At 40.4% G+C, this 15,287-nt stretch carries 11 protein-coding genes; 5 read left to right on the forward strand and 6 right to left on the reverse strand.

What is annotated here, in order from left to right; genetic code table 11:
- The first annotated feature begins 34 nt into the window (after positions 1-34).
- Positions 35-700, forward strand: a complete 666-nt coding sequence (locus AC1D0K_RS09975; protein WP_477463045.1) for a phosphatase PAP2 family protein — start codon at positions 35-37, stop codon at positions 698-700.
- Here the strand turns inward: AC1D0K_RS09975 and AC1D0K_RS09980 are convergent, their stop codons facing one another.
- Positions 701-1,366 carry a hypothetical protein gene (locus AC1D0K_RS09980; protein ID WP_295720934.1) on the reverse strand — a complete coding sequence of 222 codons (666 nt, stop codon included), beginning with the start codon at positions 1,364-1,366 and terminating at the stop codon, positions 701-703. It lies immediately after the preceding gene.
- Positions 1,367-1,867: 501 nt separating this feature from the next.
- Here AC1D0K_RS09980 and AC1D0K_RS09985 point away from each other — a divergent pair.
- Together AC1D0K_RS09985 and AC1D0K_RS09990 are read left to right on the forward strand one after the other, a co-directional pair.
- Positions 1,868-4,144: a glycosyltransferase family 4 protein gene (locus tag AC1D0K_RS09985; RefSeq protein WP_477397200.1), complete on the forward strand. Its 2,277-nt coding sequence runs from the start codon at positions 1,868-1,870 to the stop codon at positions 4,142-4,144.
- On the forward strand, positions 4,145-5,188 hold the full coding sequence (locus AC1D0K_RS09990; protein ID WP_477397198.1) for a glycosyltransferase family 4 protein: 1,044 nt from the start codon (positions 4,145-4,147) through the stop codon (positions 5,186-5,188).
- 88 nt (positions 5,189-5,276) lie between these two features.
- On the opposite strand, the gene AC1D0K_RS09995 is transcribed toward AC1D0K_RS09990, so the two are convergent.
- Complete coding sequence (locus AC1D0K_RS09995) at positions 5,277-5,681, reverse strand: hypothetical protein (protein ID WP_295720937.1); 405 nt, start codon at positions 5,679-5,681, stop codon at positions 5,277-5,279.
- 383 nt (positions 5,682-6,064) lie between these two features.
- Positions 6,065-7,546, reverse strand: a complete 1,482-nt coding sequence (locus AC1D0K_RS10000) for a glycoside hydrolase family 130 protein (protein ID WP_477397196.1) — start codon at positions 7,544-7,546, stop codon at positions 6,065-6,067.
- A gap of 304 nt (positions 7,547-7,850) precedes the next feature.
- On the opposite strand from AC1D0K_RS10000, the gene AC1D0K_RS10005 reads away from it, so the two are divergent.
- Both AC1D0K_RS10005 and AC1D0K_RS10010 read left to right on the forward strand, forming a co-directional pair.
- Positions 7,851-8,528 carry a response regulator transcription factor gene (locus AC1D0K_RS10005; RefSeq protein ID WP_295720939.1) on the forward strand — a complete coding sequence of 226 codons (678 nt, stop codon included), beginning with the start codon at positions 7,851-7,853 and terminating at the stop codon, positions 8,526-8,528.
- A gap of 17 nt (positions 8,529-8,545) precedes the next feature.
- Entirely contained in the window at positions 8,546-9,877 is a 1,332-nt protein-coding gene (locus AC1D0K_RS10010) for an ATP-binding protein (RefSeq protein ID WP_295720940.1), read from the forward strand.
- Positions 9,878-9,888: 11 nt separating this feature from the next.
- On the opposite strand, the gene AC1D0K_RS10015 is transcribed toward AC1D0K_RS10010, so the two are convergent.
- The 3 genes from AC1D0K_RS10015 to dnaE all read right to left on the reverse strand — a co-directional run bounded on the left by AC1D0K_RS10015 (position 9,889) and on the right by dnaE (position 15,059).
- Entirely contained in the window at positions 9,889-10,809 is a 921-nt protein-coding gene (locus AC1D0K_RS10015) for a DUF58 domain-containing protein (protein WP_477397193.1), read from the reverse strand.
- Positions 10,810-10,917: 108 nt separating this feature from the next.
- Positions 10,918-11,238 carry a thioredoxin gene (gene trxA / locus AC1D0K_RS10020; RefSeq protein ID WP_295720942.1) on the reverse strand — a complete coding sequence of 107 codons (321 nt, stop codon included), beginning with the start codon at positions 11,236-11,238 and terminating at the stop codon, positions 10,918-10,920.
- A gap of 236 nt (positions 11,239-11,474) precedes the next feature.
- Entirely contained in the window at positions 11,475-15,059 is a 3,585-nt protein-coding gene (gene dnaE, locus AC1D0K_RS10025; RefSeq protein ID WP_477397191.1) for a DNA polymerase III subunit alpha, read from the reverse strand.
- Positions 15,060-15,287: the final 228 nt, after the last annotated feature.

Here is a 15,287-nt window from a genome sequence, read left to right on the forward strand (position 1 = left end):
TTTGCATTGAATAAGTATATGCTTATTTTGCACCATGAAGATAGGGATAAAAGATGTTTTATACAGGATCAGGCCGTTTTTTATACTCTACCTGCTGTTTCTTTGCGCTTGTTTGGTTATCAAACTATTATACACCCGGCAGGAAGTTTTCTTTGCAGYTAATGGATGGAATAGCCCCTGGGCAGATTATATTGAACCCTACATGACCGACTTAGGAGATGGCCTTACAGCGATCACCCTATCGTTGATCATGCTTTTATTCAGCTACCGCAAATTCCTCTTATTAGCATCAAGTTACCTGGTAACATCGTTGGTGGCCCAGGTATTAAAATACATTGTTGACGCCCCCAGGCCAATGCTTTATTTTGAAAGTCAGTGGAGCCATGTACACACAGTTAAAGGAATTTATATACTCAGTTTCAACAGTTTCCCCTCGGGTCATACAACAAGCGCTTTTTCGGCCGCGCTGGTAATTACGTATTTATGCAAAAATAAAGGCTGGGGTGTCCCAGCCTTATTAATTGCTATGTTGGTTGGCTATTCAAGAATGTACCTTACCCAACACTTTTTTGAAGATGTTATTGCCGGTTCCGTTATAGGTGTAATGGTTACCGTGTTTTGGTTAACCTGGCTGGATAGTAAACAACTTATCCATACCGATAAGTGGAACAAGGGCCTATACAGAACTCTTTTTAAATAATTAAGCCTCGGCTTCCAGTCTTTTCTTCCTGCGCATAGCCATCAGCACAATAATAATTATAAGTGGAGCACCCCCATATAAAGCTATTTTTATAGGCGTTGATAAACCCTTGGCATTTGAAATATACTGATCATTACGTTTTAAATCGGGTGCAAGTTTTATTGAACTTGTAAACGTTTTTAGCTCGGCCTTAGCAAGTTCGGCCCTGGCTTCGGGATAAAAATACTCCAGTGTATAGGTAGCTTCCTGGGTATATAACAGGATAAACTGCCTTAATTGCGGTGCTTCGCCTGTGGAGTTGCTGTTATCAACTCTCAGCGTAAATACCCTGGCTTCAAGTTTACCAATAGTGGTATCGCGTGGGTTCATGATGCTACCGTTACGTGATTGTTTTTGGATCCCATCTGCAAATTTTTGAAATACCTTTTTAAGGTCTTTTTCTTTATTTAAGGGTTTGTTGTTTGCCGCGTTTTCCGCACGTATAACAACTATATATCCCATAGAGGCTGTACCCTGATAAATTTGCTGACCTAAGGTATCTTTCTTAGTAAAGTTAGCGGGTAATGAAACGGTAACAAGACTATCTATCTTTACCGGCTTGAGTATCTGGCTAAAACCTAAAGTGGAAAACAGTATTAGGCTTAAACTTAAAATTGTCTTTTTCATACTTAAACTAACTTTAAAAAGAACAATTGGTTTTAAAAATTAATTCGTTGGTTACTTTTTTTATTTATTATGAATTTGATAATCAGACATGTACAACTGCCTACGGATGCATTTTTTTTGGCAACTTTTACAATTAGGACGAGCATATTTGTAAGTAATTCATCCATTACCAAAATCCATTCCGTTCTATATTAGCCATGCCTATCGTCGCGTGTTGCAATTAGGCTACCTGGCCAAATCATGTCTTGTAGTAATAACGCTACACCTTCCTTTCGTAACTTTTAAGTTACTTTTCTTAAATAATACCTTATAATTTTTTGTATTAATTAAAATGGTACGGTTTATGCAATTATCCATATAACTATAAAAAATGAGTTCCAGGGATTACTTTTCGTACAATGCAGCGCACTAATGAACTTTTTTATAGTCACCAGTTAAACAATAGATAAAAAATTGTTGTTTAATTATTACAGCCACCGTTTTTAACACTTCCATCTAATTATGAAAATAGCATATATATCAACTTACCCCCCACGCGAATGCGGCTTAGCTACGTTTAATAACAATTTAATGAATGCTATCAGCGCTAATTTTCCTGAAAGAAAATCATTATTACAGGGAGGCTTTGTTGTTGCCCTGAATGACTCTGAAAACATACAGGAATATGAGTATCCGGAGGAGGTAAAATATGTTATACGCCAAAATCACCAAAAGGATTACATCAGGGCAGCCAGCTATATCAATACCAGCAGCGCCGATGTTTGCATTATGGAGCATGAATTTGGTATTTACGGCGGCGAAAGCGGTATTTATATCTTGCCATTGATCAACCGGTTGGAGAAGCCCCTGATTTCCATATTACATACCATACTAAAAGACCCCAGCTATGTTCAGCGGATCATCATCCGTGAAATTGCTGAGCAATCGTCAAAAATTATTGTGATGAGCAAGCGGGCGGTGGAATTTTTAACCACTATATATGAGATACCAGCCGAAAAGATTCAGATAATTGAGCATGGCGTACCCGATGTAGAAGCCCCTGAAGAAAACCCGATAAAAAATCTTTCGGTATTTAAAAACCACCGGGTGATGTTAACATTTGGCTTGCTTAGCCGCAATAAAGGTTTAGAAACTGTTGTTAAGGCTCTGCCCAAAATTGTTGAAAATCATCCGGATGTGATGTACGTAGTATTAGGAAACACACACCCGGGGGTTATCAAAAATTCGGGCGAGGAATATCGCGATCACCTGAAATCATTGGCGGTGCAGTTGGGCGTATCAAAAAACCTGGCATTTATCAATAAATTTGTAGCCGAGGAAGAATTGGTAAGCTACCTTACCGCCTGCGAAATATATGTAACCCCATACCTGAATGAAGCACAGATCACCAGCGGAACTTTATCATATGCCGTTGGAGCAGGTGCGGCGGTAGTATCAACCCCCTACTGGCATGCAACCGAGCTGTTGGCAGATAACCGTGGAAGGCTTTTCGATTTCAAAAACTCCGAGGCCTTGGCCGATACAATAATTGAATTATTGGATCAGGACCGTATTTTAAACGAATTAAAAGAAAATGCCTATCAATATGGCCTGCATTTGCGCTGGCCTGTAATTGGTGCCGAATTTATTAAAGTGGCACAGGAATCAATCTCAAAATATGATTTCAGCGACAAGATTTTAAAGAACAGCATTGTTGACCCCGAGATATTACCTACGTTTAGTTTAACCCATGTGCTGCGCCTAACAGATGATACAGGTATAGTACAACATGCCAAATATGGTATACCCAATTTAAAAGAGGGTTATTGCCTTGACGACAATGCGCGGGCCCTTATCATGGCGCTCATGGCTTACCAACGCAATAAAAGCAATGAAGCATTTGAACTGCTGCCTATATACCTTAGTTATATCCACTATATGCAAACAGATGATGGAAACTTTCGAAATTTTCTGAGTTTTGACAGGCGTTACCTGGATGAGGTTGGCTCTGAGGATTCCTTTGGCCGTACTATTTGGTCATTGGGCCATTTAATAGGTTGCGCGGCGAGCAACTCATATCGTGAATTTGCTTTAGAGATCTTTCATAAATCAATACCGCATTTTGCAGCCTTAAAACATTTAAGGGGGATGGCAAATACCATAATTGGTATCAGCTTGTACCTGCAGGTTTATCCTTCTGATGAAGGCATGGTGAAAATACTTGCCGATCTCACCCAACCTTTAATCGATGCCTTTGAAAATACACAATCTGAAGACTGGCAATGGTTTGAAGAGAAAATGACCTATGATAATGCCATTCTTCCACTGGCATTGCTGCACTCGTGCGAAATTACAGGCAACGAGGACGCGAAAAGAATAGCCCTTGCAACTATGGCATTTTTGGATAAACTGACACTATCCAACGGATATTTAAGCCCGGTTGGTAATGATGGCTGGTATTACCGTGGTGGCACCTTCCCTACTTTTGATCAGCAGGCTATTGAAACTATGGCTATGGTGCTGATGCATTTCCAGGCTTACCAGATATTCAGGGTACCGCAATATATAGAGAAAATGTTCCTGAGCTATAAGTGGTTCCTGGGCGAAAACACGCTGCGGGCTCCATTGTATGATCATGAAACCAAGGGCTGTTGCGATGGTTTATTACCAAATGGCATTAACCGTAACCAGGGCGCCGAAAGTACACTGGCTTACCTGATTTCGCATTTAACTGTATTGAAAGCCTTTGAGCTGGAATACGAATACAACAAATACGGGCAAAAAATGGAGATCTGCTAAATGAAGGTAGCCGTTTTAGCCCCGGTAGCCTGGCGTACACCACCCCGGCATTATGGACCCTGGGAGCAAATTGCATCAAATATTGCCGAAGGTTTGATAAAGCTGGGCATAGAGGTAACTCTTTTTGCCACCGGCGACTCCATAACTGCCGGCAGGCTGGAGTCGGTTTGTACAACCGGTTATGAGGAAGATAGAAGCCAGGACGCTAAGGTATTGGAATGCCTGCACATTAGTAACCTGATGGAAAAGGCTGCCGAATTTGATATTATTCATAACAATTTTGATTTCTTGCCCCTTACCTATTCGGGCTTAATAAAAACCCCCGTGATCACTACGATACACGGCTTTTCATCGCCCCGGATAATCCCGGTTTACAAAAAGTACAATCCTATAGGTCACTATGTATCCATCAGCAATGCCGACCGCAGCCCGGAGTTGAGTTATTTGGCCACCGTTTACAACGGCCTGGATACCCGGGATTTTGAATTTTTTGAAAAGCCTGGTGATTACCTGCTTTACTTTGGCCGCATCCATCCAGATAAGGGGACTGCCGAAGCAATCAGCATTGCAAAAAAAAGCAAACTCAAACTGCTTATTGCCGGCATCATACAGGATGAGAACTATTACCGGGAAAAAGTTGAACCTTTTTTATCAGATGAAGTGGAATACATTGGCCATGCCGGACCAGCTAAGCGCAAAGCTCTTTTAGGCAATGCTGCCGCCCTGTTACACCCCATTGGCTTTAATGAGCCATTCGGAATGAGCGTAGCCGAGGCCATGCTTTGCGGTACCCCGGTAATTGCATTTAATAAGGGCGCAATGCCGGAGCTAATTAAAAATGCGCAAACAGGCTTTTTAGTAAATACAGTTGATGAGGCGGTTGAAGCAGTAAGCAGGCTAGTCGAGATAAATCGTATTGACTGTTATAATTGGGCAAACTCCCAATTTTCATGCGATAAGATGGTGGGCGATTATTTGAATTTGTACCAGAAAATTTTGGGTATAAAACAAACTCCCAAAAGCCAAAGCTGGAGGCTTGCATAATGAATGGCAAAGTTATGGGCATAGGAGTATTATGCTTTAAAGCACAATACTTTAAAGGCCTCACATTAAGCTACATGGATTAAGCTTACTATCCCACGTCCCTTATTAACTCCCCGCTTTCTCCTGAAGATTCTGTTGATTCCGGCTGATGATTATAATCACTTAACGGCCGAATTTTGGTTTCACCAAGTAAAGGGTAAGCGTTTTCGGTAGTTTGTTCTGGCTGGCGTTGCAATACTTCGCTTGCTTGGGCATAACTGTAACCCAATCTCTTGTTTTCTTCCTCAATAAATACAAACAAGTCGCCAAGACATGAATAAACCGACTGCAAATACTTATAGTTGGTGGAAGTAAGGCACTTGCCCACATCATCGGGACCTTTCCCGGGCTCGCAAAAATTAAGTTTGGTGATGATGCCATTAATCAGCTCAACCTCAAATTTGCCCTCGTTGTGCCAGGTTAAACTGTTTTTTATTTCTCTGAAATGATCCATTGTTTTATAAATTTTTTACCATATAATAAACTATAACACTCACATGACTAATAAAATATGTTTGCCCTGTTGTATTAGTTATTATATCAATGGATATGCCAAATGCTTATTTTACAACAGAGCGTTAAATAACTTGCCTTTTTAGATTATGTTGCACGTTTTCTTCAAATTAGGGTTGAAAATCAGGAGTAGAGGTTTGATTGACACGCTTATTATTTAGGTCACCTGTCCTATCTTAAACGAGCCGTTATATTATGAATCAATTTACGTAATAAACTTTACATAATCAACAGCAAACTGTGAATAATAATACCCCGCCATCATGCCTTAATGAACCATTCATTTTGAGCTGTTAATTGGCGAAAGACCAATAGAACAACTTATCAGGAAGCAGTTTCTTCGCTTTTATCTTCCTTTAACTTGGTTAATAAGTCGTCCAGGCATACCTCGGCAAAAGCGGTTGATGAATCTGATACCCCGTATGGAATAACCAGCATACCGTTGTGAACAATAGCGCCACAGGAATATAACACATTAGGTACATAACCCTCGCGTTCATCGCTATTGGGGATCAGGAGTGGTTCACTTAACCGCCCTACCTCTATCTCCGGATCATCCAGCTTTAATAAACTTGCCCCCAGTACATAGCGGCGCATAGGGCCTACGCCATGGGTAATTACCAACCAGCCATCCTTAGTTTCGATAGGCGACCCACAATTACCTATCTGGATAAATTCCCAGGTAAATTTGGGTTGCTGCAGCAGGATCGGCTTTTCCCATATGTTGATCTTATCGGAGTACATGATGTAGTTGTTACACCCATCAATGCGGGATATCATTGCAAATTTGCCATTTATTTTACGGGGGAACAGCGCAAGGTTTTTATTTTGCGCGCCGGCTCCATATAGGGGCATTATTTTGAAATTATAAAAATCGGTAGTTTGCAATAGCTTTGGCATAATAAGCGAACCATCATAAGCCGTATAGGTGGCATAGTAAACAGAGCTGCCATCATCATTAGTGAACTGAACAAAACGGGCATCCTCAATGCCTTTACGTTCATACTCAGATATCGGGAATATTACCCTATCAGAAATATCGGTATCAAGTGAAAAAACAATCTCATAATACGAGTCGGCCAGCCAAAGTACTTTATCGTACTCCAGTTTTTTCATATCGCTTTCCTGTAGTTTTTGCGAATCAAGGATGATGCGGCGCAGGTTGGCATATTCAAAATGATGATCCAGCTTGCCTTCCAGCTCATGTAATACATCAATGTTTATTTGGGTTATAACAGCCTTATCAAAAAATAGCTTTTTATTGTAAACTGCGTTACGTACAATTTCGGCCTCGTCAATGTAATTACCTGCTGGTAAAATGGTAATATTATTAAATTTATCAATTAATCCACGGCGAAACGTGATAGATGAAATATGCCCCTCGCCTACTGCCCTGAAACTGATGATCACCCTACGCTGGCCGTCTTCCAATTCGGTCTGATCCGGATCTTCAACAATGGATGGATTGAAGAATGCTGCCGATTCAATAGAATATTCATGAGTAAAATAGGAACCGATAAGTAGTTTACGATTAACTGTAAGTGTATCATAATCAATATTCAGCTCTACAAACAGCGGCTTTAATTTACTGCAATGCCGGTTTAAAACCCTGGTTATATTGCGATGGCGTTTGGAGTACTCCTGTAGCAGCGGAGATACAATACCAAAGGCAATTTCCTCGCTGATGTCCATCACGCGTTCTATTACTTCTATAGCACGATCGTTCCCATTGAAAAAGAATCTTGCAATAACACGTTTGGGGTCTGGGTTAACTCTTATGGGTTTGCGTTGAATGGAAAGTCTCATATAAAAAAGATAGTATTTATTTGGTAACAGTATTTGGCCAAAATTGATTTGGGTAATTTTATAAACCTTTTAGTTAAGTTGATTAACAATTAAAACATATATTTATTATAAAAACCATGAATAAAGAATCAACATCAGGAAATATAACAGCCTGTTCCTATTGTTCTATTATATAAAAAGCCCTTTTTTCAGCTCGGTTCACCTTTCATCACTGCCAATGTATTTTACATCGTTACCAACGTTACAGTTAATATTATACTAATTGCTTTATTTATAAGTTTTACCTTTTGTAAATTGCACGCTTATGAATGTTTTAATTGTTGAAGACGAGAAAGGTTTAGCACTTGAGGTTGATGAATTTTTAAGCCATGAAGGCTTTACGGTTGAACACGCGCGCACCAAAAGATCGGCAGAGGAAAAGATCTTTATAAATAACTATGATTTTATTCTGCTTGACCTCGGCCTGCCCGATGGCGACGGATTTGATCTCTTAAAGATGCTTAAAGGTTTGGATAAACGCGAGGACGCCGTTATTATACTCACCGCCCGTGGCGCTGTTGATGACCGGGTTTCTGGCCTGGAGCAAGGCGCGGATGATTACCTGGCAAAACCTTTTTCTTTAAGTGAACTTTTGGCACGCATGCACGCCATTACCCGCCGCAAGCACCGGTTGGAAAGTAACGATATTAACATTAAAGGATTGAAAGTTAATATCCAGAACCGTACGGTGATGTATAATGAGGAGCGGATTAATCTCACAAAAAAGGAATTTGAAATTTTCAACTACCTGGTGCTTAATAAAAACCGGGTTATATCACGCACCAATTTAACAGAGCATGTTTGGGGCGATGTACTGGAAATTAATTCCGACTCGAACTTTGTGGATGTGCATGTAAAAAACCTGCGTAAAAAGCTTTCACAATATATCCCTATTGATTGGTTTGAAACCGTAAGGAGTATTGGTTACCGGATCAATATCTAAGCCCAGCAAAAGCATCAATGAAACTACAGGTAAAACTGGCTCTTTATAATACCTTAACAAAGGTTGCTATAATCCTTTTCACGGGTTTGCTTATCCTGCTATCTATAGAAAAAATATCCTATAATCATATTGAACTGCGCCTGGAACAGGATGAACAGGAGATTTTAAGGAGCCTGTCGTCCAAAGAAATAAATAGTTATTTAACCACCCAAAAAACATACACCGACTATAATATTTTAAAAGAAGAGTTCATCTCCATTAAGCCGGTAGAATACAAGTCTGTTTTGGCCCCTAACGGCCGCTTTAAAACGGAAAGCCGTAAGATTGACCGCAATACGCAAGACTACCGCATATTATGGCATCGCTTTAATTTTAATAACCATACCTACATGCTGGAGATTGGCGTGGCTATTGAATCGGTTGAGGAATTAAAATCAATCATCAAAAAGTTTACTATAGTAGTTTTGGTTATTGCACTGGTGCTTACATTGATAAGCGACCTGATTTTTACTAAGTTTTTACTGGCCCCTTTTTATAAGATCATCGATCGTAAGCTTATTAAGGTAAATGATCCCATGAACTTTGATTATGAAAAAATAAAAACTACTACCCAGGATTTCGAGCTGCTTGATGACAGCATAAGTTCGTTGATGAAAAAAATATCGAACCTCTTTATCCTCGAAAAACAATTCATTGCCAACGTATCACATGAGTTGCTCACACCAATATCTATTATCAGCTCAAGACTTGAAAATATTTTATTGCAGGAAGAATTGAGCGAAGGCAGCGAGAATAAAATGCATGCGTCCCTTAAAACGCTCAACAGGCTCAAATCTATCATTAACAGCCTGTTATTAATTTCAAAGGTTGAAAATAACCAATATGCTAAAACAGATATGGTTATGATAGCTGCCGTAATAATGGAAATACAAGAGGAGCTGGAAGACCGGATTGAGGAAAAACGATTAAAATTCACCAATAATCTTAAATACATTTATACCATACAGGGCAACCGCCCGCTGATGCATACTTTGCTTTTTAACCTGATAAACAACGCCATAAAATATAATAATGCCGCAGGTAGCATTATCATCGGCGATGAATTAAAAGAAGATATGTACACCCTTATAATTACCGATACGGGTACTGGGATGGATAGTAAGCAAATTGAAAATGCTTTTAACCGCTTTGAAAAATTGGATACTGATGAAAGAGAAAGCTACGGCCTGGGTTTAGCTATTGTTAAAAGTATCACCGCGTTTCATAACATTAAGGTGCAAATACATTCTGTAAAAGGCGAAGGGACTACAGTTAAATTAATCTTTAACACTCCCATTCCGCTTTCATAGATTTTCTTTTTTTATATCATTTTATTTCTTTTCACCAGGTAAGTTTTCAACATGGTATGGTATCCTTCATGAATATCAACATCTACCAGATCTATATGATATTGGGCACATTTCAATTCCAGCTGATGGCGGTACGCTGTTAATGATGCTTTGTAGGCATCCCGTATTTTACCGGGCTGAACCTTTATTTCGGCGCCGGTTTCTATATCAACAAAATGGTGTGGGCGATTATCAAAATTAAAATCAAGCTCCTTATGCTTATCGTTCACATTAAAAATGATCACCTCGTGCTTGCTGAACTTTAAATGCTGAACAGCAGCAAACAATGCCTGCAACTTTTCAGGGTTAAGGCTATTTTCCAGCATATCGCTAAATATGATGACCAGTGACCGCTGGTGGATCTCATTGGCTACATGATGCAATACCTGGGTAATATTGGTAACTGTATTTAGCTTGGGTGCGTGGTATGCCTTTTCAAGCTCGGCGTACAAATGAAACAGATGTGTTGTGGTTGACTTTGCCGCGCTCAGCCAATCCATTTTATCAGAAAACAGGCAAAGCCCAAAAGCATCGCGCTGCCTTTTAAACAAATACATTAATGACGCAATGGCATAGATAGAAAATTGCAACTTATTGATGCCTTTTTCGGGAAAGTTCATTGATGATGAAGTATCCAGCAGCAGGTAGCAGCGCAGGTTGGTTTCTTCCTCAAATTGTTTAACAAACAATTTATCAGTGCGGGCCAGCAGTTTCCAGTCTATATTTTTTACCGATTCGCCGTTATTGTATAAACGATGCTCGGCAAACTCTACCGAAAACCCATGGAACGGACTTTGGTGCAAACCGGTTATAAAACCTTCAACCACCTGGCGGGCCAGCAGTTCAAGATTGGCCAGTTGCCGTATTTGCTGATCATTGTTTAATTTGGGCATAAGGCTAATATAGGGCATAAAAAAAGCGTTGCCAAAATAGCAACGCTTTTTAAAGTAAAATATGGTGGATTAAGCTATGAAGATAAACTTAATTTATGCCTGTACTACTTAAGCTAATTGCTTAGCTAATTTTTCAGTTAATACTGATTTTGGAACTGCACCAATTTGTTTATCCACAATTTCGCCATTTTTAAAGAATAATAAAGCAGGGATATTACGGATACCGAATTTCATTGATATACCTGGGTTGTTGTCAACGTTTACTTTACCAACAACAGCTTTGCCTTCGTATTCTTTTGCAATATCTTCAACTACCGGACCAACCATCCTACACGGACCACACCATTCTGCCCAAAAGTCAATAAGTACGGGTTTGTCTGATTTCAGGACAAGTTCGTCAAAGTTTGCATCAGTTATTTCTAAAGCCATGATTTTTATTTTTAAATTTTGTATTACAAATATATACTATTCAAATAGCTTGCCACAAACCACACCTGACAATGTGACAATTATATTAATATAAGTTATCCACCTAACATTGGGCTGACTGTGAGTTTTTAACAAGGATGAGGAAATGGTAAATAGTGCTGCGACCTCACATACACTTTGCAAGCTGGCTGTGAGGACACAGCCAGCGGACGGCAATAATCTATTTATCGTAAATGTTACCCCAACACTGGCTGCATATTCGTTATACTTGCTATCCCGGCTATCAAATCATCACTTGGGTTTACTTTAAAATTTTTGGATGATAGCTCAATTTGCATAGCTTCTTCGCGGTTATTGATCTTGAAACGAAGCTTGCAGTTTTTAACAGGATACTTCTCGTTATTCTCGTTAATAATATGCTGTATATCATCCAGCAGTTTACTGTTGAGCATGGTGATATCAATACATACGGTTAATGATTTGGTTAGTTTATCACGCATTTCTGATAGCAGATCCATCACCAGGATGCGCAGATCCCAGTTATCCTTCTGGCGGAATTTCTCTTCAATATTCCCTTTTATATGCAAAAAGTACCCATCCATCATCAGGTTACGAAACTTCACATAGTCATCACCAAACAGTGCAAACTCGTATGATTCATTGTAATCCTCTAACACGAAAGTACCAAATGGCTTACCGGTTTTGGTTATTTTGTGCTGAACATTTCCTACCAGCCCACCAATACGGATCTCGCCCCTCTTGCGTAGCTCATTAAATGCGCCCATGATATCCTCACCGCCTTCACCAGAGCGAGCCTTCTGCATCAATTTCAAATCGCTGATGGTACTGTTGCAAAACCGTTCAAGCTCTACCTTATAATTATCAAGCGGATGCCCGGTTAAGTATATCCCGATCACCGTTTTCTCGTATTTCAATTTCTCTATCAGTGGCCATTCCTCAGCCTCAGGCATTGCCGGCTCAGGAACATATGACGCCACCGAACTTCCAAACAATGACGATTGCGAGCTGCTTTGCACATTCTGGTAATCATTGGCGTATTTAATCAGTCGTTCAACACCGGTTAATACGCCAACATCTGTTTTAGCAAAAAATTGCGCACGGTTAAAACCAAACTCGTCAAATGCACCACCGTAAACCAGGTTTTCATATGATTTACGGTTTACACTCCGCGTGTTTGAACGGCGGGCAAAATCATAAAGCGTCGTAAACGGACCATTTGCTTCGCGCTCTTCAATAATACTTTCAACCGCTTTATCGCCTACACCTTTAACACCGGTTAAGCCGAAACGCACCTGGCCTTTTTTGTTTACCGCAAAAGCCATATCCGATTCATTAATATCCGGTCCTAAAACCTGTACACCCATCCTTCGGCACTCTTCCATAAAAAAGGTGATCTTTTCCATGTTATTCTGGTTATTTAAAACCGCGGCCATGTACTCAGATGGGAAATGTGCTTTTAAATAAGCAGTTTGGTATGCCACAAAGGCATAACAGGTAGAGTGCGATTTATTGAAGGCGTATTGTGCAAATGCTTTCCAATCCGTCCAAATTTTGGTGAGTTTATCCTTAGGATGCCCTTTGGCTATTGCCCCGTCCATAAACTGGGACTCCATTTTATTCAGGATCTCAATTTGCTTTTTACCCATCGCTTTACGCAAAACGTCGGCATCACCTTTACTAAAGCCTGCCAATTTTTGCGATAAAAGCATCACCTGCTCCTGGTACACGGTAATACCATAAGTTTCGCCCAGGTATTCTTCCATATCCGGAAGGTCAAACACTATGGGTTCCCTTCCGTGTTTACGACTGATAAAATTGGGAATATACTCTATCGGGCCCGGACGATACAGGGCGTTCATGGCAATTAAATCCTCAAACTTATCGGGTTTAAGCTCGCGCAGGTACATTTGCATCCCGTCACTTTCAAACTGGAAAGTACCGTTGGTATCTCCCCGTTGATAAAGCTCATAGGTTTCCTTATCATCAAGCGGGATGTAGTCAATATCTATATGTATGCCATGATTTTGTTTAACCATACGCAGCGCATCCTTAATAATGGTAAGGGTTTTTAATCCCAAAAAGTCCATCTTAATTACACCTGCATCCTCAATTACACGTCCGTCATACTGGGTAACCAGCAGGTCGGAGTCCTTGGCTACTGCTACCGGAACAATATCTGTTAAATCATAAGGGGCAATAATGATACCGGCAGCGTGCACACCGGTATTACGTACAGATCCTTCCAGTTTAGAAGCCTCGCGCAATACCTGGCTACGAAGGTCGTTACCATTCAATATCTCTTTTAACTCCGGCACCTGCTCAATTGCTTCTTTAAGCGTAATACCCAAAGTATCCGGAACAAGCTTCTTGATAAGGTTCATTTCGGATAGCGGCATATCCAACACCCTGCCCACATCCTGAATACTGGTACGGGCAGCCATTGAACCATAGGTAATGATCTGTGCTACCTGGTTTTTACCATATTTATCTACCACATAATCAATAACCTTTTGGCGACCGGCATCATCAAAATCCGTATCAATATCGGGCATTGATTTACGATCGGGATTCAGGAACCTCTCAAACAGGAGGTTGTACTTCATCGGATCGATATTGGTGATCCCGGTACAATAGGCAACCACCGATCCGGCGGCCGAACCACGGCCAGGGCCAATAAATACGCCCATATCCCGGCCTGCTCTAATAAAGTCGGCCACAATTAAAAAGTAACCCGCAAAACCCATTGTTTTTATGGTGAACAACTCAAAGTTGATACGCTCTTCTGCCTCGGGCGAAATATCGATATACCGTTCCTTGGCCCCCATAAAGGTTAGGTGCTTCAGGTATTCCCACTGGTTCAGCGTATCGGCATCACCTGTTGTGTGGATCTTAAATTCATCAGGGATAACATAATTAGGTAACAGAATATCCCTCTTTAATTTCAGCACTTCAACCTTGTCCACAATCTCATTGGTATTATCCAATGATTCTGGCAGGTCACTAAACAGGTGGCTCATTTCCTGTTGCGTTTTAAAGTAGAACTGATCATTGGGGAAACCAAAACGATAGCCGCGGCCACCTTCCTCATCGGTAGCTATCGGGGTGCTTTGCATGTCACCAGTGTTTACGCAAAGCAAAATATCATGCGCGTTTGAATCCTGCTGATCTACATAGTGCGAATCGTTGGAGCAAATCACCTTAACATTATACTTCTTAGCATAAGTAAGCAGCACTTTGTTCACTATATTTTGATCGGGAATATCGTGGCGTTGCAGTTCGATGTAAAAATCTTCGCCAAATAGGTCAAGCCACCATTTAAACTCAGCCTCTGCCGCCTCCGGGGTATCCCTTAATATAGCTTGCGGTACCGATGCGCCTATGCAACAGGTTGTCGCGATAATACCTTTATGGTGTTTTAATATCAGCTCTTTATCAATACGCGGCCATTTACTGTACAGGCCTTCCATATAGCCATATGAGCATAGCTTCACCAGGTTTTTATAACCTTCGGGGTTTTTGGCCAGCATCAGCTGGTGGCGGCGTATATCCTTTTTCTCCTTGGTAAATTGCTTTTTATGCCTGTCTTCAACCACATAAAATTCGCAGCCTACAATGGGTTTTACATTGTGCTTCCCCGCTTCGGCAACAAACTTAAACACACCAAACATGTTGCCGTGATCGGTTATGGCCAGTGCTTTCATTCCATCAGCTGCAGCCTTTTTATAAAGTTTTGATATATCGGCAGCACCATCAAGTAACGAGAACTGGGTATGTACGTGTAAGTGAGAAAAATCTGGCATAGTAAATCCGTTTCAACAATAATCCTGTAGAAATACAAAGTTATTAAAAAACAAGTTCACGATGTTGGGTGTTAACAAAAACAAATAGCCGCCACGTACAATCCTTTCCAAAAAGACAGGATTAAGTTTCTTTTTTGAATTTCCATTTTTGAATGAAATTTAAACCAGGTCAATGTTTTAGCATACTATTTGATTATATTAAACAAGTTGATCTTCACCTTTGAAAAA

The organism is Mucilaginibacter sp. P1_A3, from assembly GCF_056406855.1.

Excerpts from the sequence above, each read along its gene's own strand:
- AC1D0K_RS09980 (WP_295720934.1), bottom strand. The coding sequence starts at position 1,366 with ATGAAAAAGACAATTTTAAGTTTAAGCCTAATACTGTTTTCCACTTTA.
- AC1D0K_RS09985 (WP_477397200.1), top strand. The coding sequence starts at position 1,868 with ATGAAAATAGCATATATATCAACTTACCCCCCACGCGAATGCGGCTTA.
- AC1D0K_RS09990 (WP_477397198.1), top strand. The coding sequence starts at position 4,145 with ATGAAGGTAGCCGTTTTAGCCCCGGTAGCCTGGCGTACACCACCCCGG.
- AC1D0K_RS09995 (WP_295720937.1), bottom strand. The coding sequence starts at position 5,681 with ATGGATCATTTCAGAGAAATAAAAAACAGTTTAACCTGGCACAACGAG.
- AC1D0K_RS10000 (WP_477397196.1), bottom strand. The coding sequence starts at position 7,546 with ATGAGACTTTCCATTCAACGCAAACCCATAAGAGTTAACCCAGACCCC.
- AC1D0K_RS10005 (WP_295720939.1), top strand. The coding sequence starts at position 7,851 with ATGAATGTTTTAATTGTTGAAGACGAGAAAGGTTTAGCACTTGAGGTT.
- AC1D0K_RS10010 (WP_295720940.1), top strand. The coding sequence starts at position 8,546 with ATGAAACTACAGGTAAAACTGGCTCTTTATAATACCTTAACAAAGGTT.
- AC1D0K_RS10015 (WP_477397193.1), bottom strand. The coding sequence starts at position 10,809 with ATGCCCAAATTAAACAATGATCAGCAAATACGGCAACTGGCCAATCTT.
- trxA (WP_295720942.1), bottom strand. The coding sequence starts at position 11,238 with ATGGCTTTAGAAATAACTGATGCAAACTTTGACGAACTTGTCCTGAAA.
- dnaE (WP_477397191.1), bottom strand. The coding sequence starts at position 15,059 with ATGCCAGATTTTTCTCACTTACACGTACATACCCAGTTCTCGTTACTT.